The organism is Gordonia sp. KTR9 (assembly GCF_000143885.2).
Taxonomy (GTDB): domain Bacteria; phylum Actinomycetota; class Actinomycetes; order Mycobacteriales; family Mycobacteriaceae; genus Gordonia.
The window spans coordinates 186,149-212,083 of the sequence record NC_018581.1; the positions used below are offsets into that span (position 1 = coordinate 186,149).

The 25,935-nt window shown below is 67.6% G+C and carries 28 protein-coding genes; 17 read left to right on the top strand and 11 right to left on the bottom strand.

What is annotated here, in order from left to right; translation table 11 throughout:
* Positions 1–3 precede the first annotated feature (3 nt).
* Entirely contained in the window at positions 4–753 is a 750-nt protein-coding gene (locus KTR9_RS01630; protein WP_148281135.1) for a hypothetical protein, read from the bottom strand.
* 275 nt (positions 754–1,028) lie between these two features.
* Here KTR9_RS01630 and KTR9_RS01635 point away from each other — a divergent pair, with 275 nt between their 5' ends.
* The 3 genes from KTR9_RS01635 to KTR9_RS01645 all read left to right on the top strand — a co-directional run bounded on the left by KTR9_RS01635 (position 1,029) and on the right by KTR9_RS01645 (position 2,877).
* Positions 1,029–1,310 (top strand): hypothetical protein, encoded by a 282-nt coding sequence (locus KTR9_RS01635; protein WP_014924929.1) that lies wholly within the window; start codon positions 1,029–1,031, stop codon positions 1,308–1,310.
* 548 nt (positions 1,311–1,858) lie between these two features.
* On the top strand, positions 1,859–2,203 hold the full coding sequence (locus KTR9_RS01640; protein WP_014924930.1) for a hypothetical protein: 345 nt from the start codon (positions 1,859–1,861) through the stop codon (positions 2,201–2,203).
* 203 nt (positions 2,204–2,406) lie between these two features.
* Positions 2,407–2,877 (top strand): hypothetical protein, encoded by a 471-nt coding sequence (locus KTR9_RS01645; protein ID WP_049942554.1) that lies wholly within the window; start codon positions 2,407–2,409, stop codon positions 2,875–2,877.
* A 34-nt stretch (positions 2,878–2,911) separates the two neighbouring features.
* On the opposite strand, the gene KTR9_RS01650 is transcribed toward KTR9_RS01645, so the two are convergent.
* From KTR9_RS01650 to KTR9_RS01665, 4 genes are all read right to left on the bottom strand, one after another.
* Entirely contained in the window at positions 2,912–3,412 is a 501-nt protein-coding gene (locus tag KTR9_RS01650) for a hemerythrin domain-containing protein (RefSeq protein ID WP_010844412.1), read from the bottom strand.
* Positions 3,413–3,525: 113 nt separating this feature from the next.
* Positions 3,526–3,876 (bottom strand): metallopeptidase family protein, encoded by a 351-nt coding sequence (locus KTR9_RS01655; protein WP_010844413.1) that lies wholly within the window; start codon positions 3,874–3,876, stop codon positions 3,526–3,528.
* 4 nt (positions 3,877–3,880) lie between these two features.
* The gene (locus KTR9_RS01660; protein ID WP_010844414.1) at positions 3,881–5,038 is read right to left on the bottom strand and encodes a septum formation family protein; all 1,158 of its coding nucleotides are present in this window, start codon (positions 5,036–5,038) and stop codon (positions 3,881–3,883) included.
* Between the two features lie 109 nt (positions 5,039–5,147).
* Positions 5,148–5,894 (bottom strand): PaaX family transcriptional regulator C-terminal domain-containing protein, encoded by a 747-nt coding sequence (locus tag KTR9_RS01665; protein WP_083888923.1) that lies wholly within the window; start codon positions 5,892–5,894, stop codon positions 5,148–5,150.
* Between the two features lie 122 nt (positions 5,895–6,016).
* On the opposite strand from KTR9_RS01665, the gene KTR9_RS01670 reads away from it, so the two are divergent.
* Positions 6,017–7,666, top strand: coding sequence for an acyl-CoA dehydrogenase family protein (locus KTR9_RS01670; protein ID WP_014924934.1), 1,650 nt, complete (start codon positions 6,017–6,019; stop codon positions 7,664–7,666).
* Positions 7,659–8,678 carry a crotonase/enoyl-CoA hydratase family protein gene (locus KTR9_RS01675; protein ID WP_014924935.1) on the top strand — a complete coding sequence of 340 codons (1,020 nt, stop codon included), beginning with the start codon at positions 7,659–7,661 and terminating at the stop codon, positions 8,676–8,678. Before KTR9_RS01670 ends, KTR9_RS01675 begins: the two co-directional genes overlap by 8 nt.
* 229 nt (positions 8,679–8,907) lie before the next feature.
* On the opposite strand, the gene KTR9_RS01680 is transcribed toward KTR9_RS01675, so the two are convergent.
* A complete protein-coding gene (locus tag KTR9_RS01680; protein ID WP_014924936.1) occupies positions 8,908–9,879 on the bottom strand; it encodes a cation diffusion facilitator family transporter in 972 nt (323 codons plus the stop codon).
* A gap of 81 nt (positions 9,880–9,960) precedes the next feature.
* Here KTR9_RS01680 and KTR9_RS01685 point away from each other — a divergent pair, with 81 nt between their 5' ends.
* From KTR9_RS01685 to KTR9_RS01695, 3 genes are all read left to right on the top strand, one after another.
* Positions 9,961–10,374, top strand: a complete 414-nt coding sequence (locus KTR9_RS01685) for an ankyrin repeat domain-containing protein (RefSeq protein WP_014924937.1) — start codon at positions 9,961–9,963, stop codon at positions 10,372–10,374.
* Positions 10,375–10,440: 66 nt separating this feature from the next.
* Positions 10,441–11,700 (top strand): serine--tRNA ligase, encoded by a 1,260-nt coding sequence (gene serS, locus KTR9_RS01690; RefSeq protein WP_014924938.1) that lies wholly within the window; start codon positions 10,441–10,443, stop codon positions 11,698–11,700.
* 14 nt (positions 11,701–11,714) lie between these two features.
* On the top strand, positions 11,715–12,650 hold the full coding sequence (locus tag KTR9_RS01695) for a hypothetical protein (protein ID WP_010844421.1): 936 nt from the start codon (positions 11,715–11,717) through the stop codon (positions 12,648–12,650).
* An 82-nt stretch (positions 12,651–12,732) separates the two neighbouring features.
* On the opposite strand, the gene KTR9_RS01700 is transcribed toward KTR9_RS01695, so the two are convergent.
* On the bottom strand, positions 12,733–13,308 hold the full coding sequence (locus tag KTR9_RS01700; protein WP_014924940.1) for a TetR/AcrR family transcriptional regulator: 576 nt from the start codon (positions 13,306–13,308) through the stop codon (positions 12,733–12,735).
* Between the two features lie 73 nt (positions 13,309–13,381).
* Between KTR9_RS01700 and KTR9_RS01705 the strand changes: the two genes are divergently transcribed.
* The 4 genes from KTR9_RS01705 (at position 13,382) to KTR9_RS01720 (ending at position 16,661) form a co-directional block, all read left to right on the top strand.
* Positions 13,382–13,798 (top strand): VOC family protein, encoded by a 417-nt coding sequence (locus KTR9_RS01705; protein WP_014924941.1) that lies wholly within the window; start codon positions 13,382–13,384, stop codon positions 13,796–13,798.
* A gap of 97 nt (positions 13,799–13,895) precedes the next feature.
* Complete coding sequence (locus tag KTR9_RS01710; protein WP_044505643.1) at positions 13,896–14,783, top strand: hypothetical protein; 888 nt, start codon at positions 13,896–13,898, stop codon at positions 14,781–14,783.
* 77 nt (positions 14,784–14,860) lie between these two features.
* Positions 14,861–16,114: a lipase family protein gene (locus KTR9_RS01715; RefSeq protein ID WP_014924943.1), complete on the top strand. Its 1,254-nt coding sequence runs from the start codon at positions 14,861–14,863 to the stop codon at positions 16,112–16,114.
* A gap of 40 nt (positions 16,115–16,154) precedes the next feature.
* The gene (locus KTR9_RS01720) at positions 16,155–16,661 is read left to right on the top strand and encodes a GNAT family N-acetyltransferase (protein ID WP_014924944.1); all 507 of its coding nucleotides are present in this window, start codon (positions 16,155–16,157) and stop codon (positions 16,659–16,661) included.
* 78 nt (positions 16,662–16,739) lie between these two features.
* On the opposite strand, the gene KTR9_RS01725 is transcribed toward KTR9_RS01720, so the two are convergent.
* The 4 genes from KTR9_RS01725 to KTR9_RS01740 all read right to left on the bottom strand — a co-directional run bounded on the left by KTR9_RS01725 (position 16,740) and on the right by KTR9_RS01740 (position 20,958).
* Positions 16,740–16,952, bottom strand: a complete 213-nt coding sequence (locus KTR9_RS01725) for a hypothetical protein (RefSeq protein ID WP_014924945.1) — start codon at positions 16,950–16,952, stop codon at positions 16,740–16,742.
* Between the two features lie 243 nt (positions 16,953–17,195).
* Positions 17,196–18,623, bottom strand: coding sequence for a lipase family protein (locus tag KTR9_RS01730; RefSeq protein ID WP_014924946.1), 1,428 nt, complete (start codon positions 18,621–18,623; stop codon positions 17,196–17,198).
* 92 nt (positions 18,624–18,715) lie between these two features.
* On the bottom strand, positions 18,716–19,330 hold the full coding sequence (locus tag KTR9_RS01735) for a TetR/AcrR family transcriptional regulator (RefSeq protein ID WP_014924947.1): 615 nt from the start codon (positions 19,328–19,330) through the stop codon (positions 18,716–18,718).
* Positions 19,331–19,353: 23 nt separating this feature from the next.
* A complete protein-coding gene (locus tag KTR9_RS01740) occupies positions 19,354–20,958 on the bottom strand; it encodes a Rieske 2Fe-2S domain-containing protein (protein WP_014924948.1) in 1,605 nt (534 codons plus the stop codon).
* Between the two features lie 202 nt (positions 20,959–21,160).
* Between KTR9_RS01740 and KTR9_RS01745 the strand changes: the two genes are divergently transcribed.
* The 5 genes from KTR9_RS01745 (at position 21,161) to KTR9_RS01765 (ending at position 25,928) form a co-directional block, all read left to right on the top strand.
* A complete protein-coding gene (locus tag KTR9_RS01745; protein WP_238554012.1) occupies positions 21,161–22,225 on the top strand; it encodes an alpha/beta hydrolase in 1,065 nt (354 codons plus the stop codon).
* Between the two features lie 267 nt (positions 22,226–22,492).
* The gene (locus KTR9_RS01750; RefSeq protein ID WP_238554014.1) at positions 22,493–23,296 is read left to right on the top strand and encodes a PucR family transcriptional regulator; all 804 of its coding nucleotides are present in this window, start codon (positions 22,493–22,495) and stop codon (positions 23,294–23,296) included.
* 119 nt (positions 23,297–23,415) lie between these two features.
* Positions 23,416–24,186 (top strand): lysophospholipid acyltransferase family protein, encoded by a 771-nt coding sequence (locus KTR9_RS01755; protein WP_044505647.1) that lies wholly within the window; start codon positions 23,416–23,418, stop codon positions 24,184–24,186.
* 90 nt (positions 24,187–24,276) lie between these two features.
* Complete coding sequence (locus KTR9_RS01760) at positions 24,277–25,089, top strand: lysophospholipid acyltransferase family protein (protein ID WP_044505648.1); 813 nt, start codon at positions 24,277–24,279, stop codon at positions 25,087–25,089.
* Positions 25,089–25,928, top strand: a complete 840-nt coding sequence (locus KTR9_RS01765; RefSeq protein WP_014924953.1) for a Cof-type HAD-IIB family hydrolase — start codon at positions 25,089–25,091, stop codon at positions 25,926–25,928. The genes KTR9_RS01760 and KTR9_RS01765 overlap by 1 nt, the downstream gene beginning before the upstream one ends.
* The last annotated feature ends 7 nt before the right edge of the window (positions 25,929–25,935 follow it).

Consider the following 25,935-nt stretch of genomic DNA (forward strand, 5'->3'; position numbering starts at 1 on the left):
CCATCAGTTGCAGCCCTTCTCGTAGTACTGGCGGTAGTTGAGTTCTGGTGCGGTCGAGGGGTTTAGGTTTTCGCCGTAGAAGGCGCCCATCTTGCGAATGGCCTTCTGATACTCGGCGTCACTGCGTTGGCTGCCAAGGTACTCATCGTAGATGGCGTTGAATCCGGCTTCGTTTCCGCCGGCGATGCCGATGTCAGGGCCGCCGTTGGCGATGATCTCGCGCTGGATCTTGATGTTGTTGAAGGTCGCCGCACCCTCGTTGTCGAGCTGAGAGTTGATGCAGGACTCTGTGGAAGAGTGGTCGATCGTGAGCGGGTACACCGCATGCCCGAACTCGTGCGCAATCAGTTGCGCCTGCGCTGTCGGCGAGCCTTTCTGGATGACGACCAACCTGTCTCGGTAACTGGTGTAGGAACCCTCCCCATCGCGGTACTCAACCCTCCAGTCGTCTTTGATCTGCTTCCACTGGGCCTGCAGCGTGGGCGATTTCGACACGATGTCGTAGGTGGCTTGATCGCCAGGGATCTCGGCGGGGCGCGCCTGTCCGTCAATGCTGCGTGTTGGGGCAGCAGGTTCATCAGCTCGATCGACCTCGACGCGACCGGGAATCTCTGGCAGTGGTTGTGGCCGTTCAGCGGCCGCGGGGGTGGGTGGGTCGACCCGCGGTGTGCCCGGCGGCGGCTGTTGGCCCGGGATCGGGACGATGGGGGTTTGGCCGGCGGTGGGGATGTCGGTGGGTGTGGGATGCCACACACAGCGATGAGGCGGGGTCGTCGGGGTTCAGGCGCTGCCTGCGAATCGACCGGGGTCGCCTGATCCGGGGAAAGAGGGGGTGTGCTGGTGACAGAGTCGCCGAACGGCAACCCAACCGTCGCCGACGCGGTCATGAGCAAGTGCTTGCCGTGGGTGGAGCTGGTCAACGCGCTGTGTTCGAGCACGCACCCGGCCCGGCGCCCGGCGTGCGGCCGACCGGGCGGGAAGTGTGTCGGCGCGCCAACCAGACCAGCCCAGGGCGGTTGAAAGAACCGATGCTCAGCTCATTGCGGACAGGCCGGGCGACCGAACCGGGCTTCACCATCATCGCGGCAATCGCCGACGGATTCGGTGTGGACATCGCGTTCTTCACCCGAGAGTTCCACCACCAACATCGCGATCAGTCGATGGCGCAGCGAGTACGGGCGGCCAACGCCGCATGGCCCCACCTGTATCGGCTGGCCGCCGACATCCACCGACTTCCCGAGCATCACCGTCACAGCATCCTGACCCTCATCAACATCCTCGCCACCCGAGACGCAGGAGAAGGCCGATAGCCAGATAAGTAATCGGCACCTGAAAACAACTGCGGCAGATACGATTCCGAGAGAAATCGACATAGTTGTTCGTCACGTGACGTAACCGGTGCCGCTCGGCTGGCTGTCGTAGGCGCGCCGCGCGCACCGGAACATCCGCCCGCCGGACCGCGGACGAGGATGGCGCCCGAGTCGTCCTCCCCGGCGGTCGGGCGCCATCCTCACCCACCCATATCGCATCTGGCACGCGCACTATTACGAATCGCTAAGCATCGCGTGCCGTCGCCACTCTTCTCAATCCAGCGTGGCCCCGCGAGACACGGCCGTTAAGAGCCCTGGCCGCGCTCGCCGACCAGCTCGATGCAGACCTCGGAGCGGCTGACGCCGCACAGAACCAGCCTCTCTGGCCACGATGCGGTGAAAGAAGTTCTGTCACACGTCTTTTCATTGAGACACGCCGGGGGAGCGACCCCTCAACCCACGCTGCGCTCTACGGGGTTGACCGGCCACCCTCACCGTGTCCCCAAGGGTGGACGCGACACCGGGTCGCGCAATCGGAAGGAGTCACCATGACCACTCGCACCAACGCCCGCACCCAGTTCCTCACCGACATCTACGTCTGCGCCCTCGAAGGCGGCATCGGCTACTGGTCGACCTGCATCGAATACCGGTGGAGCACCACCCAACGCGCCGTCATCGAAGACCTCGAAGACGTAGTACACGAGATCACCCTCGACACGATCGCCCGCGGGATCAACGCCATCGCCGACGGCTCGGTAGCGGTCTCCGACTCCGACTACCTGCGGAACCTCATCCGAGCGGCCAGCCGCAGCAACGACGCCGGCGACGTCGACGCCATCACCGCCGACGTCATCGCCCAAGCCGGCATCTACGGCGAGGTGATCTACGGATAACCCCGAGAGGGCCGGGCACCCACGTTCGGGACGCCCGGCCCTCGACCGCTTGGGTATCGCTCAAACGCATGGACACAGCCTCGCTCGGTGACGTGGGCAAAAGCTGCACGTAGCAGTGCGATTGATGCCCGATGCGGGAGCCCAATCGGGCCGTGACGCCGATGTCCGAGGCGCCAGCGACACCTACAGTAGCGTTGCGACACATGACAATGAAGACGATCACCACTCGGGCTCTGGTCACCGTCGCCGCACTGTCGGCACTGCTACTCGCAGTCCCAGCGACAGCATCAGCAGCGCCAGCACCACGACTCGGCATCCTCGGAGACGACATCTGGGTCATGGGCAACAACGCCTTCTGCCACGGAGCCATCCACGTCGGAATCGACACCAACCCCGCCAAGCGGGGCCAGGCCACCATCCACCTGACCTCACGCGGATTCACCGGCACCCAACCCGCCTGGGGCCGCAACCCCTCCTGCAAGGTCAACGTCGCGATCGGCTACTGGTCCGGCATCCAGTACCGCGAACGAGTGGTGCCGATGGACCTCGGACCACGACCAGAGGCGCCGGTCCGCGTGAAGCTCCGCGGAGTCGGACAAGGCATCAACCTCATGTCCTTCACCACCCACCCGAACCTCAACAAGGGCGTGTCCTACTACGTTCAAATCCCATAGGCCAGAGCCAGGCTCGCACCTCAGGGGGCAGGGGCTATTTGATGATGGCGTCGACCGTCTTCTTCAGGGCGGAGGGTTGCGACGGCCGGCGGGGGGCCTTCTCCCGGCGACGCATCATCTCCTCACCGATCTCCCGGAGCTCCTTGCGGCTCAGGGCTTCTCGGACCTTCGGGAACCACTCGTCCTCTTCCTCTTCGATGTGGTGCTCGACGTTCTCGATGAGGACGGTGGTCTTGGCGTCGAATCGCTCGGCGTCCGGCGAGAGTGCCGCGAGTTCGACGACGAGGACGTCCGCGACATGGTGCTCCTCGTACGATTCCAGGATGTCGTCCTCCAGATCGGGGACCCGCTTGCGGATCTCCGGGTACATCACCTCGTTCTCGATGTAGGTGTGCACGGTGAGGGCCTCGATGATCTTGTCGACGATCTTGCCCTTGGTCTTGACGGCGTTGTCGCCCTGCGACTTGAAGTCGCGGAACAGTTTGCGGATCTCTTTGTGGTCGTCCCGGAGGATGACGATGGCGTCTGAGGACATGGGCTGACTCCTGCGATAGAGGGCTGCTCGATCTGCTACCCCTCGTACCGCGTTCCGCCGCAGGTCAAACATCGAGAACGATCCGGGGCGGACCCGGCCGGGTCCGCTTACCTCTATCCCCAGCCGTTGGCGTGCAGCCACTCGTCGTCGATGCCGAAGTGGTGGGCGATCTCGTGGACGACGGTGACCGCGACCTCGTGGACGACCTCCTCCCGCGAGTGGCACATCGCGAGGATGGGGTCGCGGTAGATGGTGATCGTGTCCGGCAGGAAGCCGCCGTAGTCGCTGGTCCGCATCGTGAGCGCGACACCGTGGTAGAGCCCGAGGATGCCCGGCTCCTCGGGATTGAACGGCTCGACGAGGATGACCACGTTGTTCATCGCGTCGGTCAGATCGGTCGGGATGGTGTCCAGCGCGTCGGAGACCAGTCCGTCGAACTCGTCGTCGGACATCATGACGGACATCGCGTCAGCCCGCCGGGGCCGGTGCTTCGTCGGGGTTGGGCGCGATCCCCGGAGGCAGCGGTACCGGTGTCGGCAGGGCACGTCCCGGGGGTGCTTCGGGCGGCGCGACCGGCGCGCGGCCGTTGATCAGCAAGGCCCCGCCCTTGGCGTCGCCCACCAGCGTCGCGAACCCGCCGCGCTTGTCCGGGAGGCCCAGGTAGCAGACGACTTTGCGGCTCCCGGCGAGCCAGCTCGGCTCGCTGAGCACCGACCACTGGACGTTGAGCGTGGTCGCGTCGAGCGGCTTTCGCCCGCCCACGAACCGCTCGGCCTGGACCGGGCAGATCGAACCGAGGTAGCTGTTCTGCGCACCCGTCGGCGGCCACGGCTTGTTTGACATCCGGTCACCGAAGCGGACCGACAGATCGACGATCCCGGTGGTCTGGAAGGCATGCGGCTCAGCGCAGCTCACCGCGAACCCGGTCGGGGCACGGGTTTCGGTGTTGATCCCGACGCAGGTTCCCTCGGGCCAGACGTACGACTGGTTCTGGTCGGCGACCCGACCGGAGAACTGGACCGGCGCACCGTCGGCGCCGTTCTCCTGGACCCCGCAGCGCAGCTGACGCGCGCCCTTGTCCCACTGCGCCTGCGAGGGGTACATCATGCCCACCGCGAAGCGGCCCTGCGGGTCGAGACGTCCGTCGAGATACTGGTCCACCATCACCGGACACTGTTCGTCGCGGATCGTGGCGAAGCGCTCGGCGCCCGGCCAGAGTGCGTCCTCGCCGAACTCGGCACCCGGGATCAGTGCGGTGTCGATGGCGCCCGCGACCTCGAAGCGGTGCTTCTGCTCGCACGGCACGTCGACCGGCTGCCCCGGGTTTCCGGCCGGCCAGTCGAGGCAGTCGCCCGCGACCGACTTCGTGAAGGCGTTCTCGGTGAGCCGTTCGCCTTCGCCGATGTTACTGCCGCCGACGCTGCCGCTGTCGTCGAAGACGCCCATGGTGAAGGCGATCCCGCCCGCCACGATCGCGCCGACGACGATCGCGCCGAGGATCACGAAGACCGGATTGCGGGCGATGTTGCCTGGTCGGCGGGCTCCGCCGGCCGGTCGGCCGGATGCCGACGCGTGCGGTGCGTCGGCGTCGGCGGGGCGGCTGCGGTCGGGGTCGGGCGCGTTCATCGGGTTCCATCATGCCTAACGGACCCGACCGGGCACACCCTCGTGCGTGGATGCCCGACCCGGCCGATGCCCCTCGATCGAGGTCGACGGTCGGTGGGGCGCCGGTTGTTCACGCGTCGTCGGGCGTGAGGTGCCGTGCGGCGAGTCCGGTGAGCTCGTTCCGAAAGCGCTCGTAGCCGTCGCGGAGACGGTCTCCCGGCCACGGCTCGGGGAGCAGTTCGACGGGCAGGAGCGGGTCGCGCAGGATGTGGCGCACGCACGCGGCGGCGACCTCGAACCGCTCCGCGACGGTGGGTGCGGTTGCCAGGGCGTCGAGCAAGTCGACCGCGGATTCCGCCCAGGTCGACGGCGCGAACAGTCGCGCTGCCAGGTCTGCCGATGCCTCTTCGGGAACGGCTCGGAAGAGGTTCAGCCGACGGCGCAGGTCCGATGACGGGAACTCGATGTCGAGGTTGGCGGGACGCGCCCAGACTCCCTCCCGGATCTCGCCGAGCCGCGCCTTCTGCAGCGCGTCACGGAGGAGGGCGCGGTCGGTCGAACTCTCGGAACCGACGGTCACGACGGCGAGATCCCACATGCCGTCCCAGTCGCGGCGCGCCGGATGCAGCGCGCGGTCCTGTCGTCGCTGCCGTTCGACGAGTCGTGGCGAGAGCCGGCACCGGCCGTTCGTGCGTTCCAGATCTCCTGCGGCGACCAGCCGTGTGAGGGCCACCCGGACCGTCGATTCGCGGAGCCCGAGATCAGTCGTCATCGCCAGGATTCCGTTGATCGAGGCGTCGGGCGAGTCGAGGCCGAGAAGGGCGCTGAGGATGACCGAACGCGCCGTGAGCTTGGGAATGTTCACGCGTTCGGGCACGCCGTCGATGCTAGTCCGCGAGGTCCGGGACAGCGGCACGCAGGGATATTACAGATCTCTGGCGGTCGTGTGAAAAGTGTAATAGCGTGGGTCGCGACTCCGATCAGGAAGGCGGGCCCGCCATGTCCACCCATGCCGTCACCAATCAGGTCCCCGAGCTCGTCGACTTCGACGCCGCGGACAATCCGGCCATCTCCGAGGCGGTCCACCGCGCGGGCGCCGACCACATGCTCGAGGAACTGCACCGGATCGGCCGCCTGGCCGGCGGCGCCGAGGCGCTCGGGTGGGGCGATCTCGCCGAATCCCATCCGCCGGAGCTGCGGACCCATGACCGGTACGGCAATCGGGTGGACGAGGTCGTCTACGACCCCGCGTACCACCACCTCATGCAGACGGGCATCGGCCTGGGCCTGGGCGGAACCGCATGGTCGGACCCGAGCCCGACGGCCCATTTCGAGCGCGCCGTGAAGTCGAGCGTGTGGGGGCAGGTGGATGCCGGGCACGGTTGTCCGATGTCGATGACCTACGGGGTCGTCCCGGCACTGCGGGCCAACCCCGAACTCGCGGGCATGTACGAGCCGCTGCTCGTCTCCACGACCTACGACCCGGGACTGCGCACCCCGCTGTCGAAAGCGGGATTGACGGCCGGGATGTCGATGACCGAGAAGCAGGGCGGCTCCGATGTCCGGGCGAACACGACGACCGCCGTCGCGCAACCGGACGGGACGTACCGCATCACCGGTCACAAGTGGTTTACTTCGGCGCCCATGTGCGACGTGTTCCTGGTGCTCGCCCGAGCGCCGGGCGGGTTGTCGTGTTTCTTCGTCCCGCGGGTCCTTCCCGACGGGACGCGCAACACCTTTCTGCTCCAGCGGTTGAAAGCCAAGCTGGGCAACCACTCCAACGCGAGCAGCGAAGTGGAGTACGACGGCACGGTCGGGTGGCTCGTCGGCGAGGAGGGCCGCGGGGTGGCGACGATCATCGAGATGGTGAACATGACCCGCCTGGACTGCACTCTCGGCTCGGCGACCGGTATGCGGGTCGGCGTCGCGCAGGCCGCGCATCACGCCACCCATCGCAGGGCATTCGGCGCCGCGCTCGTCGATCAGCCGTTGATGCGCAACGTTCTCTCCGATCTGGCGGTCGAGTCGGAGGGCGCGACGATGACGGCGCTCTGGCTCGCCGAGCTGACCGACAAGGCCGGTGCCGGGGACGAAGGGGCCGACGCCCTCCGACGGATCTCCCTCGCGGTCAGCAAGTACTACGTCTGCAAACGCGCCCCGATGCATGCGGCCGAAGCGCTGGAGTGCCTCGGCGGCAACGGATATGTGGAGGAGTCGCGGATGCCCCGGCTCTATCGGGAGGCGCCGCTCATGTCCATCTGGGAGGGTTCGGGCAACGTCGCCGCCCTGGACGTACTGCGCGCGATGGCCAAGCAACCGGCCACTGTGACCGCGTTCCTCGACGAGATCGATTGCGCAACAGGGGCGGACCGGAGGCTCGACGCCGCAGCGGTCGAACTCCGGCGAGAGTTCGGTGACCTCGATGCGATGCAGTACCGGGCTCGCCGGGTCGTCGGCCGGATGGCCCAGCTCCTGCAGGCGTCCTTGCTGGTGCGGTACGGGCACCCGGCGGTCGCCGACGCCTTCGTCGCGAGCCGACTCGGCAACGACCGGGGCGACGTGTTCGGCACGTTGCCGTCGGGGGTCGACACGGCGTCGATCATCGAGCGGGTGGTCCCGAAGACGGTGCAGGGCAACACTCATGGCTGAGTCGAACGGGTCGCGGCCGGCCGGGTGGCGCGACGGCCTCCGCGACGGCGAGGACTCGTTGTTCGCCGGCCGGGCGGCGAGCGGACCGGACATCGAATACCGCACTCTCACCTACGATGTCACCGGCCGGATCGCCCGCATCACCTTCAACCGGCCCGATCAGGGCAACGCGATCACAATCGACACCCCCGTCGAACTGTCGCACGCGGTGGAACGAGCCGATCTCGACCCCGGCGTCCACGTGATCGTCGTGTCCGGGCGGGGCAAGGGTTTCTGCGGCGGATACGACCTGTCGATCTTCGCGGAGAACGGGGGCGACCCGTCGCATTCTGTCGATCCCCGGACCGGCACCGTCCTCGATCCCGTTGTGCAGGCGCGCAATCACGACCCGAACCGCACCTGGGATCCGATGATCGACTACGCGATGATGAGCAGGTTCAACCGCGGGTTCGCCAGCCTGCTGCACGCGAACAAGCCGACGGTCGCCAAGCTGCACGGATTCGCGGTCGCGGGCGGCACGGACATCGCCCTCTACGCCGACCAGATCATCTGCGCCGACGACACGAAGATCGGGTACCCACCGACCCGGGTGTGGGGCATCCCCGCCGCCGGGATGTGGGCGCACCGGCTCGGCGATCAGCGCGCCAAACGGTTGCTGTTCACCGGCGACTGCCTGTCGGGCCGGCAGGCGCACGAGTGGGGGCTGGCCGTCGAGGCGCCGCCGGCGGACGAGCTCGACGCCCGCACCGAGGAACTCCTCGAGCGGATCGCGCGAATGCCGGTCAACCAGCTGGTGATGGCCAAACTCGCACTCAACAGTGCGCTCCTGGCGCAGGGAGTGGCCAACTCGGGGATGATCAGCACGGTGTTCGACGGGATCTCCCGTCACACCCGGGAGGGATACGCCTTCCAGCAGCGCGCCGCGACCGCCGGTTTCCGCGAGGCCGTCCGCGAGCGCGACGAGATCAACGGCGACTGGAAGCGGGCCCAGTTCCGTCCGCCGCCGGAGTGATCCCGCGCCCTGAGCTGCGAGGGTGCGGACCCCACTCCTCCCTCTCCAGACGCGAGCGCAAGCCCCACTGCTCCCTCTCCAGATGCGAGCGCAAGCCCCCCTGCTCCCTCTCCAGATGCGAGCGAAGCAACCACCCCCTGCTCCCTCTCCAGATGCGAGCGAAGCAGCCACCCCCTGCTCCCTGAGGTGCGAGGAGCGCAAGCGACGAGCCTCGAAGGGTCCGGCGAGATCAGGACGCGTCGGGCACGAGGTCGACATCCCCCGGCGCGGACAGGGTCAGCACCGCTTCGGCTATCCGCGGGTCGCGCTCCAGCTCGTTCTCCAGTTGGCGTAGGGCGACGGCGACCGAGGACTCCACGTCGTCGCCCGCGAAATCGACTGCGGCGACAAGGAACAGTTGAACGGGCCCGGTGTACTCGACATGTAGGTAGGTCACGCGATCGATGTTGCTGTGCGCGAGCAGGTCCCGGAGAACCCGTTGCTGGACCGCGTCGTCGACCGCCTGCCCGAGCAGGAACCGTCGGTTCTGGTTGATCAGGACGATCGCGACGACGCCGAGGAGCAGGCCCACCAGGATGGACCCGATCGCGTCGTACGTGGCCGACCCGGTGACCTGGTGCAGGAGCACGCCGACGAAGGCGATCGCCAGGCCGATGAGCGCCGCCGCGTCCTCGGCGAAGACGGCGCGCAGGGTCGGGTCGGATGTGGCGAACACCTGACGGAGCAGGCTGATCCGGCGCTTGACCGCGCCGCGCTTCGCCTGCTGGTAGGACCGGACGAAGGAGATGCCCTCGAGCACCGCGGCGATCGCCAGAACCGCGTAGGCGATGCCGTAATCCGTGGCCGGTTCCGGCGACAGCAGTTCGGAGATGCCGTGCTGGACCGACACCGCCGCGCCGACGGCGAACAGTCCGAACGCGGCGAACATCGACCAGATGTAGGCCTCGCGTCCGTATCCCTGCGGATGGCGGGAGTCCCGAGGCCGATGGGCGCGACGTTCCGCGATCAGCAGCAGGATCTCGTTCCCGGTGTCGGCCCACGAGTGCGCCGCCTCGGCGACGAGCGACGCCGACCCGGTGATCATCGCCGCGCCGGTCTTGGCAACGGCGATCAGCAGGTTCGAGACGAAGGCGATGACGACCGTCAGGAAACTCTCGCTCGGGCCTGCGGATTCGTGCTGTGTTTCGGGACGGGGAGACACCGCGCCCAGTCTCCCACACGAGGGGTCCCCGGCGGTCCCATCCGGGCGGAGGGGTGCGGGAGCGGGCCTACACTCCGTGGGGTGGCAGACCATCCCGACGATCGACCCGCCGACGGCGCCCCGAGTCCTGAGGTCATGGAGCTCGCAACGCTGCTCTTCGACATGGCCCGCGACGGGGACACCGAGACGCTGAGCGGTTATCTGGACGCCGGCGTCCCGGCGGATCTGCGGAACCAATCCGGTGACTCGCTGCTCATGCTCGCGGCCTACAACGGGCACGCGTCGACGGTGTCGGCTCTCCTCGACCGCGGCGCCGACGCCGACCTCCCGAACGACAAGGGTCAGACGCCGCTCGCGGGCGCGGTGTTCAAGGGTTTCGACGACGTGGTGCGCGTCCTCGTCGCCGCCGGGGCCGACCCGCACGGCGGAACCCCGACCGCCGACACCGCGGCGTCGATGTTCGGCCGTGAGGATCTGCGCCGTCTGTGGACCTGAGTCCGCCGGCCGGACCGTGGCGGCGTGATCGGGTTCGCACCGCGCTCTCAAGTAGGGTTTGAAGTCGTGATCGACCTGAAGACTGTTCGCGACAACCCCGACCTCGTCCGCACCTCACAGCGCTCCCGCGGCGAGGACCCGGGCCTGGTGGACGCGCTGCTCGCCGCCGATGCGGAGCGACGGGCGGCCATCGTCGAAGCGGATGCGTTGCGGTCCGAACAGAAATCCCTCGGCAAGCAGGTCGGCAAGGCGCAGGGCGAGGAGAAGCAGGCGCTGCTCGCCAAGGGCAAGCAACTCGCCGAGCAGGTCAAGGCGGCGGTGTCGCGCCAGTCCGAGGCCGATGCGGCGGCGACGAAGGCCCACCGGGCGATCTCCAACATCGTCGCCGAGGGCGCGCCGGCGGGCGGGGAGGACGACTACGTGGTCCTCGAGCACGTCGGCGAGCCACGCGACATCGAGAACCCGAAGGACCACCTCGAGATCGGGGAGTCGCTCGGACTCCTCGACATGGAGCGCGGTGCCAAGGTGTCGGGGTCGCGGTTCTACTTCCTCACCGGCCAGGGGGCGCACCTGCAGCTCGCGCTGCTGAACATGGCCGCGCAGAAGGCCACCGCGAACGGGTTCACCCTGATGATCCCGCCGGTGCTGGTCCGGCCGGAGGTCATGGAGGGGACGGGGTTCCTCGGCGCTCACGCCGACGAGGTCTACCACCTGGACAAGGACGACGACCTCTACCTGGTGGGTACGTCGGAGGTGCCGCTCGCGGGGTATCACATGGACGAGATCCTCGACCTGTCCGACGGTCCCAAGCGCTACGCCGGATGGTCCACCTGCTTCCGCCGGGAGGCGGGCAGCTACGGCAAGGACACCCGCGGCATCATCCGGGTCCACCAGTTCGACAAGGTCGAGGGCTTCGTCTACTGCCGGCCCGAGGACGCCGCGGCCGAGCACCAGCGTCTGCTGGGCTGGGAGAAGGACATGCTCGCCGCCATCGACGTGCCCTATCGGGTGATCGACGTCGCCGGCGGTGACCTCGGCTCGTCGGCCTCGCGGAAGTACGACTGCGAGGCCTGGATCCCGACGCAGGGCACCTATCGCGAGCTGACCTCGACGTCGAACTGCACGACGTTCCAGGCGCGACGCCTCTCCATCCGCTACCGCGACGAGAACGGCAAACCGCAGACCGCCGCCACACTCAACGGCACGTTGGCGACGACCCGCTGGCTGGTCGCCATCCTCGAGAACCACCAGCAGCCCGACGGTTCGGTCCGGCTACCCGCCGAACTCGCGAAGTTCGTCGGTACCGACGTGCTCGCACCGCGCTGAGCTGAGCTCGTGTCGTGACCGCCGGCATCGTCATCGCGGTGATCGGCTCGCTGGCGTTCGCCGCCGCAGCCGTTCTGCAGGCGTTGGGCGCCGAGCAGGTCGCGCAGCGGGCGGCGATCCGTGAGGAGCGCCGGCGATCCGCGGCCGCGCATCCGTCGTTGCGCTCGACGGCGGCCACGATGCTCACGGTGCCGTTCCTGATCGGATTCGTCTTCGACATCATCGGTTTCGTCGCGACGATCGCCTCGGCGCGACTGATCCCGTTGTTCCTGTCGCAGACGATCATCTCGGCCCGGCTCCTGGCCACCGCGCTGCTCGCGATGGTGTTCCTCAAGGTCGGACTGACGCTGCGGGATTGGATCTCCGGGTCGGTGATCGTGGTGTCGCTGGTGCTGCTCGCGGTCTCGGCGGGTCGCGAAGGTGTGGAGCACACCGCGTGGATGCACTGGGCGGTGCTCGTCGCCGGGCCGGCACTGATCGCGTTGGGCGTGATCATGATGCGCCGGCTGCGCACGCACATCGCGGCGGTGACCGGTCTCATCGCCGGGGCCGTCTTCGGCGTGATGGCGGTCGCTTCGCGCATCCTCGACGGACTCGACCCACTCGATCTGTCGGTGCTGTTCACCGATCCCGCGCTGTATGCCCTGCTGCTCAGCGGAATCGGCGGCTTCTACCTGTTCACGGTGGCGCTGCAGACCGGTTCGGTCAACGCGGCGGCCGCTGCACTCGTCGTCGGTCAGACGGTCCTGCCCGGCGCGGTGGGCATCGCGTTCCTCGGCGACGTCACCCGTGCCGGATGGGGTCCGGTCGCGATCGTGGCATTCGTCGCAGCCGTTCTCGGCGGGGTGGTCCTGGCGTCGTCGGGTGCGGTCACCGCGGTCGAGACCGCCGATGCCGCGAATGCGCCCGGCGGATACGGACATCCGCCTCGCGAGCTCGATCATCGATAAGGCGCCGACAGGGTCCTCGGGATCCGGTTGCGTCATGTCCCGGATCCCGGGACAGATCTCAACGTGATCTCCCGCCTGCGCGTCACATGACGGCGCCGAGGATCCGATCCAACGCGCGATGCGTGCGGTCGCGGGCGGTGTCGTCGTCGGGGTGCCGGGCCAGCCAGAGTGCGGCCTCGTTCATCGCGCCCGACAACAGCATCGTGAGGACGTCGATCAACTCGTCGTCGACTCCGATGGCGCCGAGCGCTTCACGTAGATGGGCTGCCGAGCCGGCCTCGTCGAGTCGGCGCCACTCCTCCCAACCGACGACGGCCGGGCCGTCGATCAGCAGGATTCGTACAGCGGTCCCGCTGGTGATGGCATCGACGAAGGCGTGCGAGCCGGCGCTCAGCTGGTGAGCCGGGTCGGGGCCGGCGGCTTCGGCGGCCGCGACAACGGCGTCGGCGACGTGTTGGTGGCAGGCCGCCGCCACCGCCGCGAACAGCGCAGCCTTGTTGCGGAAGTGGTGATAGACCGCGCCGCGGGTGACGCCCGCGGCCTCGGCGACGTCGTCGAGGGACACGTCGGCGAATCCACGCTCGGCGAACTGGTCGGTGGCGGCGGCGAGGACGGCGCGGGCCGTCTCGGCTGCTGCCTCGGCAGAGGCTCTCGGCACGAAGCACCCCTTTACGTACGTAGCGTATGTATAGTCTTCTATACATACTCATCGTACGTAAAGGAGATCCATCATGACCGTCACCAGCGTGTACCCGGTCCTCATGTCCGCGGACGTAGGGTCGGCGTCGGCCTTCTACCAGCAGGTTCTCGGCTTCGACGTCACTTTCTCGGCCGACTGGTACGTCAGCATGCGCACCGGCGTGTTCGAGTTGGCGCTCGTGGACGCGAACCATCCGACGATCCCCGACGGCTATCGCCGGCCCGCTGCCGGACTGCTGGTCAACATCGAGGTCGACGATGTCGACGGCCTGTACCGACGGTTGACGGACGAACGCGGGTTGCGCCCGGTGCTCGATCTGCGCGACGAGGACTTCGGTCAGCGGCACTTCATCGTCGAAGGTCCCGACGGGGTGCTCCTCGACTGCATCCAGCCGATTCCCGCGGTCGGCGAGTTCGCCGATGCATACGTCACCGTGGCGTCGGACTGACCTGATCCCGCTCGCCGCATCCGGCTGCCCCGACGCGCGCACGCGGCGACATCGGCATCGGCCCGCATGACCGCCCGGTGGTAGCTACTGTTCGACCATGCTGATCGGGATCCTCGCGGCGGTGTTCGCGGCGCTGGCGTACGGCACCGCTTCGGTGTTGCAGGCGCGCGGCGCGCAGAGTGTCGAGGACGCCGGCGGGCCGGGCGAGGCGCCGTCGCTGCGGTCGACGATCACCGCGATGCTGACGGTGTCGTTCCTCGCGGGGATGGCGCTCGACGGGATCGGATTCCTGGGCAACATGGTCGCCGCCCGCATGATCCCGCTGTTCCTGGCGCAGCCGATCGTCAGCGCGAACCTCGTGGTGACCGTCGTGCTCGCCACCCTGTTCCTGAACGCGCGGTTGTCGGTTCGCGACTGGACGGCGATCGCGGTCGTGGTGGTCTCGCTGGTCCTGCTCGGCTTCTCGGCCGGCGACGAGGGGCACGAGCACGAGTGGTGGCTGCACTGGGCGGTACTCGTCGTGGGAGCGGCGATCCTGGGTCTCGGCGCCGCGATCCTGCCGCGGATGCACCGTCGTGTGGCGGTACTCGCGGGCCTCTCCGGCGGCGTGCTGTTCGGTATCCTCGCCGTCGCCGTGCGCATCCTCGACGGCCTCGATCCCTTCGATCTCGGCGAATTGCTCACCGATCCGGCGCTGTACGCGATCGTCCTGTGTGGACCGGGTGGCTTCTACATGTTCACCGTCGCGCTGCAGAAGGGGGCGGTCAGCGCGGCGTCGGCCGCCCTGGTCGTCGGCGAGACGGTCGTGCCCGGTGTCATCGGCATCGTGGTGCTCGGTGACACCACGCGCGCCGGCTGGGGCGTCGTCGCGGTGATCGCCTTCGTCGCCGCGGTGGTCGGTGCGGTGGTGGTCGCGATGTCGCCGGTGGTCGAGGCGGTCGAGCGGGCCGGAGAGAGTCCGGTGAGGGACGCCGCCACCGGGTGACACGGCGAGCCGGGCCAGGCCGCGGAGTCGGAACGAAAGGCGTTGTAGACGGCGCATATCGGGCATGATTACCACCCATGCGGCTTCTCTCCCGCAGCCTCGGAGCGCTGACCGCGATCCTCGGGCTGACGACGACCCTGTCCGTCCTCGCGCCCACGGTGTCGGCCGCGCCCGTCCCCGCACCTGTGGGAGCGCCGGCGCAGTTGCCGTCCCAGGACCCGTTCTACGACCCGCCTGCCGGTTACGAATCGCGTTCACCGGGTGCTGCCCTGCGGACGCGTCACGTTGAATTAGGTTGGCGCGGAACCAGTGTCCCGATCACGGCGACCCAGATCCTGTACCGGACGACGAGCCAGTTCGGCCGACCGACGGCGACGGTCACCACGGTCATCTCGCCCCCGGGCGCCGGTGCGGGAACGCCGCGGCGCGTCGTCTCCTACCACTCGTTCTACGACGCACTCGGCTCGCAGTGCGACCCGTCCTACACGCTGCGTGGTGGGAACGCGAAGGAGGCGCCGATCGACATCACCCTCATCTCCGGGCTGCTCGCCGCCGGTTACACCGTCGCCGCTCCCGACTACGAGGGCCGCGGGCTGCGCTGGACGATGGCGCGTGAGTCGGGGTACGCGGCACTGGATGGCGTCCGCACTGCGCTGGCCCACCTGCGTGCACCGGCCCGGACGCCCGTCGGACTGTTCGGCTACTCCGGCGGTTCGGTCCCCACCGGCTTCGGCGCGGAGCTGGCTCCGCGGTACGCGCCGGACCTGAACATCGTCGGCGCCGCGGCGGGTGGCGTGGTGGTGAACCCGGCCAACAACCTGGGGTATGTCAACGGCAGCGAGGACTGGGCCGGGGTGATCCCGGCACTGATGGCGGTGTACGGCGAGACGTACGGCATCGACCTGCAGCCCTACCTCTCCCCGAAAGGCAAGCGGGTACTCGGACAGGTGGCGGGGGAGTGCATCGAGGCATTCGCCGACAAGTACCCGGGTCTGACCGATCATCAGCTCCTCGTACCGACGGTCGGCGGCCTCCTGGACGTCCCCGGTGTGCGACAGGCCGTCGCGCAGAACGTGATGGGCACGCTCGGCACCCCGCGCAGTCCGATGATGCTCGGGGTCGGCAATGTCGACGGCACCGGCGACGGTGTGATGATCGCCGCCGACGTCGCCCGGCTCGCCGGCACGTTCTGCAGCCGAGGGGTGCCGACGACGTTCACCGAGTACCGCGGTTCGAATCACACCCGCGCGTTCATCCCGTGGAGCGCCGAAGCACTCGGTTTCCTCGACCGCCGATTCTCCGGGCAGCCTGCCGGCGGGTGCGGCCGGTGACGGAATCTCTCGCGAACCTGCGCCGGAGTCGGGCGATGCGGTGAGCCGGTGGACGACCCGCGCCGAGCGCGCGGGGGACGCCGACGCGATCCGGGAAGTGGTGATCGCGGCCTTCCCGACCGCCGACGAGGCGCGGATCGTCGACGAGCTGCGCGCCGACCCGGACGCCTGGATCGAGGGCCTGTCGATCGTCGCGACCGACGCCGTAGACGTCCTCGTCGGGCATTCACTGTTCTCCAGGTGCCACATCGACGGCGCGCCCGCACTCACGCTCGGACCGTGTTCGGTCCTGCCGTCGCGGCAGCGGACCGGGGCGGGGTCGGCCACCCTCGTGGCCGGTCTCGCCGCTGCCCGAGATCTCGGCGAGCACCTGGTCTTGGTCCTCGGTCATGCCGGGTACTACCCGCGATTCGGCTTCGTTCCGGCCTCGCGCTTCGGGATTCGTGCGCCGTTCGACGTCCCGGACGAGGCGATGATGGCACTGCCGCTCGACGACGGCCCCGTCCCGCGCGGGACCATCGCCTATCCGGCGGCGTTCAGGGTCTGAAGACGCATCGCGCGCCCCAGGGAACGATCCCTGGGGCGCGAAAACCGATGTCGACGGAACCCCCGCCGAGGGGGAGGTTCAGTCCGCGTCGGCCGACGGACTGGCGTTGGTGCCGCCGTCGGACACCTCGAAGTTCTTCCACTCACCGGCATCGTGTACCTGCATGACGGTGCCCAGGCTGTCGTCCGGGGCGGCGACGGTCTTGAACCAGTCGTAGGCGCTGGTGGCGTCGTCGAACTCTTTCTCCTCGACGACGTTCTCGCTGGCGTCCACTACGCGGTATTGGGCCATGATGTTCTCCTCACGGTCGAAGTTCGACGTCCGGTCCTAACGTCCTCGCGGGCCGAAAGCCCTGACGCCATCGTATGAATCGACTTGCCTCCGTCGTCTCGATGCGCGTTCGTCGACGTCGGATCGTGTCTGCATGCAACGGGTCGGTAACGATCGACTCGGCGGCTCTCTGCCGTGCTGGAGGTCTACCCACATCCGTGGTCGGCAAACACGCCGCCCGCTCTGGAGCCGGCCGGGGGAGGGTCACGGCACCCGCGGCGGATTGCCCAACTGCTGGTTGATCGCCAGGGCGAGGTTGTTGCCCACGAGGTTGACGAACGCGCGCCAGGTGGCCGGGTCGAGAGCCATCGATCCCTGATCGCTTGTGGTGCAGTCGCTCTGCGCCGGCTTGCCGTCGAGACGGTCCCGTAGCCAGACGATGGCGGGGGCGAAACCCTCGACGGCGAGCGTGATGTGCTCGCTGAAATGGTCGCGCACATACCGCACACTCGCGCCATCGTCACAATAGGTGCGGACCAGCTCATTGACCGGCCCCACGGGGGCGATCCAGTCGGGGTTCGACTGATAGATGAACATCGGGAAGTCGGGCGTCGTTTCTCCCATTCTGAGCTTTCCCAGCACCTTTCGCGGAACCGGATGATCGAGTGGATCGCCGGGCAGGTTCACCAGGCCCTTGATGTTCACGAAGGGTGCAAGCGCCGCCTGGTAGGTGAGGCACAGCGGGTTCTTGCTCGCCAGCAACGCTGTGCCCAGCGGATTCATGTGGCGTCGGAGAAAGCGTTCCAGCTCCGGATACTCACGGCTGACCCCGATGATCCCGGCCATGATCAGCCCGGACGCCGCGTTTCTGTCGGCGAGGTCGACCAGCGCGCGGATGTCCGCGGGCACACCGCCTTCGGCGGCTCCCACGATCGGCAGCTCCGGGGCGTATGCCTCATGCAGCTCGGCCGCCCAACCCGTGGCGATCGCCCCGCCCGAGTAACCCATCAGACCCACACGCAGGTCGTTCTTGAGTCCCAGCGGGGCGAAGTCCCGCGCGCCCCGGATGCCGTCGAGGGTGATGCGACCCGCGAGAGGCCCTGCCGCGAAAGCGGATTCGGGACCCTGGTGATCGGGGATGACGACCGACCAGCCGGCACCGACCAGCGAGGTGATCTGCAGGACCTCGTAGCTCGAGTCCACCGACCCGGTGAGCTGGCCCGGGATCGACCCCTGCTGGAGTGCGTAGGAAGGCGCGCAGTACATCGCGGTGGAGTCCTCCGCGGACTGCCAGGACACGAGTTTCGATGGTCCGGGTTTGGCCGGTCCCTTGGGTTTGAGCAGCGTTGCCACGGCCGGAATCGGCGCACCTCGCGTGTTCGTCGAACGGTACGAGATCTGCCAGGCGTCGACGTTGACCGGGATCACCGACAGGGCCGCCACATGCACTCGACGCGCCGCGATGAGCTCACCGGGCTTCTTGGCCGCGACCACCGACCGGTCGGGTAGGTAGAAGGCCTTGTCGAACTCCGGAATCGCGGGCGGAACCGGGAACGGCAGCGGCGGGGCGACCGGTACGGCATTCGCGGCCCCGGCGCTGATCGTGCCTCCCACCACCGCGACGGCCGTGATCGCGACCGTCATCATCGCGATCAGCAGTCGCGCGAGCCCGCGCTGTACCCATCCCCGCATGGATTCCTCCTCAATAAGTGAGACGACCGTGTCTCACACTGCGGCAGAACATACACCCGATGTGTCGCAGAACACAATGGACGACCGGGGTATCAGAGACGCGCGAAGGCGAGCAGGATGTCGGCCAGCACGGTGACGATGTCATCGAGGGCGGCGGGATCTGCGGTCTCGCTCCATCTGTGGACGAGTCCGGTCAGTGCGCCGACGAAGGCGATGGCCAGATGGCGCTGTCTCTCGGTTGCCGGGCGGCCGGCGAAATCGGCCATGGCGGCGACGAAGAAGTCCGCCCACTCCTCGCGGCCGTCGAGGCGGTGCTGCTCGACGCGTGAGCTCACCCCGACGATCTGCACGAACGAGACCGCAGCGCGCCGGGGATCGGTGCCCACCGATTCCATGTAGGCGCGCATCGCCGCAGTGCTCAGGTCGCGGAGGTCGCGAGAAGGACACGCGGCCAGTGCTTCTGCCACCGCTACGCGCGCGGCGCCCTGAACGGTGTCGTACAGGGCGACCAGCAGTTCCTCGCGGTCGGTGAATTCCGCATAGAACTGCCGGCGGGACAGTCCCGCCACCCGGCAGATCGATGTGACCGACGATTTCGCATAACCGGTGTCGGTGAACTCGACCAGCGCGGCATCGAGGAAGCGCTGCCGGCGTTCGGCGGCGCGGTCGCTCACCGCGCGGCCGCCGTACGTGCGCTCGGATGTCATCTCTGGTCGTGATCCGCCCGCGACTAGGAGTCGAGCCTGGAGGCGCGGAGGTCGTGGCCCTTCGACGTCAGGCAGCGTCCCGTGGGCAGATCCCACTGCCATCCGTGCAGATTGCAGGTCAGCTTCTCGCCCTCGATGACCCCGAACTTGCCGAGGTCGGCCTTGAGGTGCGGGCACCGCCGCTGGATCTCCCAGCCGTCCTTGGTGATCGACGCCGAGTCGTCGTGAGCCTCGGCGAACCAGCCGTCGGCATAGGCGATCCGCTCATCGGTCAGGCATTTGAAGAACGTGTAGAGGAACTCGTTGTAGCCACCGATCCGCCAGGTGGTGAACCGGGTCGACAGGAAGATGGTGTTGACCCAGTCGGGTTCGTTGTCGCGCAGGACGGTCCGCACGAGCTCGGTGGCGATCCGGAATCCGTAGCGGTACTTGCCCTCTCCCTCTTTGGGCTCGCGCACGATGCGGTTGGGGAAGTCGAGGACGACGGTCTCGGTGGCCTCGTTGGCCGCGCCGCCGCCCGGCGTCATCACCAGTCCGACCGGGTATCCGATGCCGTCGCAGATCAGATCCGACTGCGCCATGATCGGCTCGAACAGTTCGCGGAGCGCGCCGATCAGCGGCTCGCCGTCGGCCGGCGCCCACGTGGCCTTGTCCGCGGCGATGACCGGAGCGAACTTCTCCTTCATCCGCTCGAGGTAGGCGCGCTTGTTCTCGCCGAAGACGTCGGCGGGAGCGTACGGATGCGTGACCTCGTTCAGCACCGGACCCGAGAACTCGGCGACCGAACCGGACACCATCATCAGGCCGCGGTGCTTCTCGCCGTCGTCGGTTCCGTGGATGCGCATCTGCTCCAGGAACGTCTCCTGGTCTGGGAAGATCGAGGTGACGTCCGCGGTCTCACCCGACCCGAAGTCGTTGAGGTAGAAGAGGTCCTCGTCGAGGAACATGGGCGGTCCGGCCGACGGGACCACCCAGGTCGCCCCGACCTGTTCGATGTACGAACGCGCGCGGTCCATTCCGCGCTGGCGTTTCTGAGAGGCGAAGTTGGCCTTGGACTTCCGCGGGATGTCGTAGACCATCGGGTACCAGATCGCGCCCGAGTACTGCAGCAGATGGACGTCGACGGGCCCGAACGCCTCGCCGACCACGTCGAGGTCGATCGGTCGTGCGTCGTTCATGTTGAAGCACACCGTCTCACCGTCGGAGACGATGAGCCCGCTGTCGCCGATCGGGCCGTCGGCGGGCGCGCGCAGCGCGATGATCATGACGTCGAGCGAACCCTTGTCGTTCGTGACCGTGGTCTTGACCGAGTCGGTGGTCTCGACGAACTTGGTGAACCCGAGCTTCTCCAGTTCGCGGCGCAGATCCGGCACCGGGTAGTCGGGCAGCAGAACCGTGGCGTCCTTGTTGACGTTCTCCCGCAGGTTGCGTTCGTCGAAGTGATCCCGGTGCAGATGCGAGACGTACAGGTAGTCGCAATCGCCGAGCGTCTGCCAGTCGAGTTCGGAGTTGTCCGGGAAGGGCACCCAGGAGGCGAAGTACGTCGGGTTGACCCAGGGGTCGCAGAGGATCGATCCGGCGGTGGTCTGGATGTGGAAACCGGCATGACCGATGCTGGTGATCTGCACGAAGGGGCCTTTCATGGTGTGCGCGGGGCTGCGCGGCAGGGCACTACAAACGTCCAGGATATCGAGCCGTGCCGGGCGGGTGCGTGGGCCATGAGTCCTGACCAGGCCCGACGGTGACGACACTCACGAATGACGGGCGACGGGGCCGGAATCCACGGGTTAGGTACCGAACGTTCGAGGGCGTCGCCCCGGGCAGAGACAGGTGACTGCTCCGACACTCGTCGGAATAAGCTGCCGGAATGCTCAACGCGCAGCTGGTGACGGGGACCACATCGGGGGCGATGCTGGGGTCATGACGACAAAATTCCCACAGCTCGACCCCGAACTCGCGGCAGCTGTCTCGATGATCCCGGATATGGACTTCTCTGATCTTGCCTCTGCGCGTCGAACGCTCGAAACGCTCGTCGCCCCGCAGTTGGCGGAGTTGTCACTGAAAGGAGTCCGCCGACAGCAGCTGTCGGTACCGGGAATCGGCGGGGATCCCGATGTCGACATCCGCCTTTTCACTCCGGAGACAGCCGAAGGACCTCTGCCCGTTCTCTTGTGGATTCACGGGGGTGGCTTCGCCACGGGAATGGCGTCGGACTCCGATCCCTACTGTGTCGAAGCGGTTCGGCAACTCGGAATCGCAGTCGCCAGTGTCGACTACAGGCTGTCGCCAGAGACACCGTTCCCGGGCCCGCTGGACGACTGTTACGCAGCTCTGACTCACGTCCACAACCATGCGGCGGAACTCGGTGTCGATCCCTCCCGCATAGCGATCGGCGGGCAGAGCGCAGGTGGTGGGCTCGCCGCCGGAACCGTCCTACGGGCCCGAGACGAGGGCGTCGTGCCCGTTGCGTTTCAGCTGCTGGACATCCCGGAACTGGATGACCGATTGACCAGCGCGTCGATGACAGCTTTCGTCGACACGCCGGTATGGCACCGGGGCAATGCGATCTTGTCCTGGAAGTACTACCTTGGCGAGACCTACACCGGACCCGACGACCAGAATGTGTCGATCTACGCCGCGCCGTCCCGCGCAACCGACCTCTCCGGCGTTCCCCCCACCTATATCTGCACCATGGAGTTGGATCCCCTCCGTGATGAGGGAATCGACTATGCTCTGAAACTGCTTCGCGCGGGTGTCAGTGTCGAGCTTCATTCGTTCCCCGGCACCTTCCACGGTTCCGCAATGGTGGCGACAGCGGAGGTCAGCAAGAGAGCGACGGCAGAGGCGTTCGGAGCCCTGCGGCGAGGCTTGCGCCTGGGGTCACAGGCCTCGTAGCGTTGCCGAATGCAGGGACTCATGTACCGACTCGCCGAACTCGATGCAGATTCGGCGGGTCTGGTGCGGGTGATCGACTACTTCGACGCGCTCATCAGACACGGCGCCGATACCGCCGCGATGTTGCGGGCGAGTGCTGCGCTGGCCAACTGCGTGGTGGGTATCGACATCGCAGACGGGTCAATCCGTTCCGATCCGCGTCGCTGCGATGCACGGGGGCGGTGGTCACCGCCGAATCGACAAGCGCCCAGCGCGTCGCAGGAGGTCGTGGTCGACGATGTGGTCGTCGGCTCGGTCTGGATCGAGCGCCCGGGTCCGGCTCTGCCGCTCGATGACATGCTCGTGGACCGGATGGCGCTGACCGCCGCGATCATCCTCCAACAGCGACGTGTGTTGTCCGAGGTGGAACACACCCTGAACCTGCTGTTTCCGCCGGATGAGTTGGCGGTGCTCACTTCCTGCGCCGCTCTGAGGATCGAACCGTCGACGCCGGTGCGTGTGGTTGCGTACGCCGCCGATGATGGTCCACGCCTGCTGCTGCCAGGTGAGCGTCTATCGGGTCGCGCAACCGAGGTGGAGGTGGAGGGCGAGGTCATTGCGCTCGTACCGGCGTCCTTCGCGATTACGCCCGAGTTCGTCACAACGGCGCTTTCACGGTCCGTGCGGATGGGTATTTCTGTCGCGGCGGAGGCGTCCGAGGCGCATGTCCTCGTCGGCACTGCAAGATTTGCACGTCGCCAAGCCGGTGGCCCCGTCACCGTGGTCAGAGCCGACGACCTCGGCGCCCTGAACCTGTTGGCCCCTGGAAATGAGCTGCCCCTCGAGCTCGTTCCCGATGTCGCCCGAGCAACCGAACTGCGCGAGAGCTCCCAGGGCCTCGAGCTGCTGTCGACTCTGCGGGCATATCTGCAGGCGACGAGTCTGCGAGCGGCGGCGCAGAGGATGCACCTGCATCACAGCACCGTCGCATACCGACTGACCAAGCTGTCAGACCATCTGGGTTTCGGTGTCGACGCGATCGAGAATCGTGCACGTGCCACCGCGATGATGATGACAGTCGGCCACTTCTAGACAGTGCATGACTGCTCCACGGTCGACTCCAGCTCAGCCACGAGCAGCCGTCGACCTCCTGTCGGCAATCACCACGGACGATCGCCAGGGCTCGGAATGGAGTGGCTAAGCTCTCTCGCATGGAACCCGTCTACGACTCCGTGATCACCGCCGCCCGGCTGCTGTGGCTGGCCGAAGGTCTGAAGTTCACGGTGTCGGGTGTCGAGCACGTGCCGGCCGAGGGCCCCGGCGTCGTCGCCATCAATCACACCGGCTACCTCGACTTCACCTATGCGGGTATCCCGGCCTTCCTGCAGGGGCGCCGCAAGGTCCGCTTCATGGCGAAGAAGGAGGTCTTCGACAACAAGATCTCCGGTCCGATCATGCGTTCGCTGAAGCACATTCCCGTCGATCGCGCCCAGGGGGCGGACAGCTATCGCAATGCGGTGGACTACCTCAGGCGCGGCGAACTCGTCGGGGTCTACCCCGAGGCGACGATCAGTCGGAGCTTCGAGCTGAAGGCCTTCAAGTCGGGCGCCGCTCGGATGGCCCTCGAATCCGGCGCGCCGATCGTCCCCACCGTCATCTGGGGCGCCCAGCGCGTCTGGACCAAGGGTCATCCCAAGCAACTGGGTCGAACCGGGTACAAGATCTCGATCGGCGTGTGCGAGCCCCTCGAGGCCACGGGCAGCGCCGACGCCCTCACCGCCGAGCTGCACAAGGTGATGAGCGCAAAACTCCTGGAACTCCAGGACGCCTACGGCGAGCACCCGAAGGGCGAGTTCTGGGTTCCCGCCCGGCTCGGCGGTTCCGCGCCGACGCTCGAGGAAGCCAACCGCATGGATGCCCAGGAGCAGGCCGAACGCGCCGCCAAGCGCGAGCCGCGAAAAGACGATCCCGGAGTGGTCTGACCGGCCGTCTGGTCGTCTGGCCGTCGACCGGCCGGGGTGCCGGTGTCCGACGTCGCCGGGGGTGTCGCGGCGCCCAGTTAACCTGGACGCATGAGCGCAGGGAGGCACGGACACCGCGAGCCGGTGTATCGCACCCTGGAACTCATCGCCAACGGGCTCGTCCGGGCGCAGGCCCTCGACCTGCACTTCGCCGGCATCGAGAACATCCCTGACTCGGGCGGCGCCGTCCTGTGTGTCAACCACACCGGTTACGCCGACTTCCTCCCGCTCGCGCTCGGCGTCCAGCGCGCCGGCCGCCGCACCCGCTTCATGATCAAGTCCGAGGTGATGGACATCGGGATCATGCGGTTCCTGGTCAACCACACCAGGACCGTCCCCGTCGACAGGTCGCGCGGCGCCGAGGCCTATCGCGCCGCGCTCGGTCGCCTGCGGGACGGCTACATCGTCGCCGTCTACCCGGAAGCGACGATCAGCCGCAGCTTCGAGCTCAAGGAGTTCAAGAGCGGGGCCGCCCGGATGGCCACCGCGGCCGGCGTCCCGATCATCCCGGCGATCGTGTGGGGCGCCCATCGCCAGTGGACCAAGGGGGGAGTGCGGAACATCGGGCGCAGCCGTCTCCCGGTACACGTCCGGTACGGCCTGCCGTTCACCCCACGACTCGACGAGACACCGGAGCGTGAGACGCTGAGGCTCCGCGAAACCATGAACTCGATGCTCCACGAGGTCCAGGACTCCTACGGACCGCATCCACGGGGTGAGTTCTGGGTCCCGTCGCGACTGGGCGGTTCGGCACCGACACCCCAGGAGGCCGCCGTGATCGAAGCCGACGAGGCGCTGCGCAAAGCCGAGGCGCGGGCGAAACGAGCCGCCGAGAGAGCTCGGTCGAGAGGAAGCAGACGCTGATGACATTCGGTCCACCCACACTCATCGCCAGCGACGTGGACGGAACCCTCATCGACGACGAGAACCGGGTCTCCCCGCGCACGGTGTCCGTGCTGGCGGCCGCCCGCGCCGCCGGAGTGGAGTTCGTGCTTGCCACCGGACGGCCCCCGCGATGGATCGCGGAGATCACCGATCAGTTCACCGGCACCGAGGCATTCGTCCGGTACGCGGTGTGCGCCAACGGCGCCATCATCTACGACGCCGAAAACGACCGTGTGCTGTGGTCGGCCAACCTCGAACCCGACGCGCTCGTCAAGCTCGGAGAGATTGCCTACCAACAGATCCCGGGATGCGGGATCGCGGCAGAGCGGGCGGGCCGGTCCGCGCACGACGCGGCGACCGCGCCGTTCGTGGCCAGTTCGGGTTACGAACACGCCTGGCTCAACCCCGACCACGTCGAGGTCGGTGACGACGAGGTGTTCGGTGACCCGGCGGTGAAACTCCTTGTCCGCAAACCGGATATGGCCTCTGATGAGATGGCCCGTCGTCTGCGGCCCGTGGTCGGCGACCTCGCCCAGGTCACGTTCTCCACCGACAACGGACTCATCGAACTGTCGGTGCCGGGTACCCACAAGGCATCGGGGCTCGCGCGCCTCGCCGACCTCACCGGACTGCCCGTCGACGCCGTGATCGCGTTCGGCGACATGCCGAACGACGCCGAGATGCTCACCTGGGCAGGGCACGGCGTCGCGATGGGCCACGGCCACCCGGCGGCGCTCGAGGCCGCCGACGAGGTCACCGTCGGCAACAACGACGACGGCGTCGCCAAGGTGCTCGAGCGCTGGTTCGCCGAGCGCTGAACCCGGC

What these genes read in the sequence shown, in the direction of transcription:
- KTR9_RS01755 (WP_044505647.1), top strand. Translation starts at nt 23,416, where the DNA reads ATGGAACCCGTCTACGACTCCGTGATCACCGCCGCCCGGCTGCTGTGG.
- KTR9_RS01725 (WP_014924945.1), bottom strand. Translation starts at nt 16,952, where the DNA reads ATGGCCCAATACCGCGTAGTGGACGCCAGCGAGAACGTCGTCGAGGAG.
- KTR9_RS01660 (WP_010844414.1), bottom strand. Translation starts at nt 5,038, where the DNA reads ATGAACGCGCCCGACCCCGACCGCAGCCGCCCCGCCGACGCCGACGCA.
- KTR9_RS01735 (WP_014924947.1), bottom strand. Translation starts at nt 19,330, where the DNA reads ATGACATCCGAGCGCACGTACGGCGGCCGCGCGGTGAGCGACCGCGCC.
- KTR9_RS01730 (WP_014924946.1), bottom strand. Translation starts at nt 18,623, where the DNA reads ATGCGGGGATGGGTACAGCGCGGGCTCGCGCGACTGCTGATCGCGATG.
- KTR9_RS01710 (WP_044505643.1), top strand. Translation starts at nt 13,896, where the DNA reads ATGCTGATCGGGATCCTCGCGGCGGTGTTCGCGGCGCTGGCGTACGGC.
- KTR9_RS01675 (WP_014924935.1), top strand. Translation starts at nt 7,659, where the DNA reads ATGGCTGAGTCGAACGGGTCGCGGCCGGCCGGGTGGCGCGACGGCCTC.
- KTR9_RS01765 (WP_014924953.1), top strand. Translation starts at nt 25,089, where the DNA reads ATGACATTCGGTCCACCCACACTCATCGCCAGCGACGTGGACGGAACC.
- KTR9_RS01715 (WP_014924943.1), top strand. Translation starts at nt 14,861, where the DNA reads ATGCGGCTTCTCTCCCGCAGCCTCGGAGCGCTGACCGCGATCCTCGGG.
- KTR9_RS01640 (WP_014924930.1), top strand. Translation starts at nt 1,859, where the DNA reads ATGACCACTCGCACCAACGCCCGCACCCAGTTCCTCACCGACATCTAC.
- KTR9_RS01650 (WP_010844412.1), bottom strand. Translation starts at nt 3,412, where the DNA reads ATGTCCTCAGACGCCATCGTCATCCTCCGGGACGACCACAAAGAGATC.
- KTR9_RS01655 (WP_010844413.1), bottom strand. Translation starts at nt 3,876, where the DNA reads ATGTCCGTCATGATGTCCGACGACGAGTTCGACGGACTGGTCTCCGAC.
- KTR9_RS01635 (WP_014924929.1), top strand. Translation starts at nt 1,029, where the DNA reads ATGCTCAGCTCATTGCGGACAGGCCGGGCGACCGAACCGGGCTTCACC.
- KTR9_RS01670 (WP_014924934.1), top strand. Translation starts at nt 6,017, where the DNA reads ATGTCCACCCATGCCGTCACCAATCAGGTCCCCGAGCTCGTCGACTTC.
- KTR9_RS01645 (WP_049942554.1), top strand. Translation starts at nt 2,407, where the DNA reads ATGACAATGAAGACGATCACCACTCGGGCTCTGGTCACCGTCGCCGCA.
- KTR9_RS01760 (WP_044505648.1), top strand. Translation starts at nt 24,277, where the DNA reads ATGAGCGCAGGGAGGCACGGACACCGCGAGCCGGTGTATCGCACCCTG.
- KTR9_RS01705 (WP_014924941.1), top strand. Translation starts at nt 13,382, where the DNA reads ATGACCGTCACCAGCGTGTACCCGGTCCTCATGTCCGCGGACGTAGGG.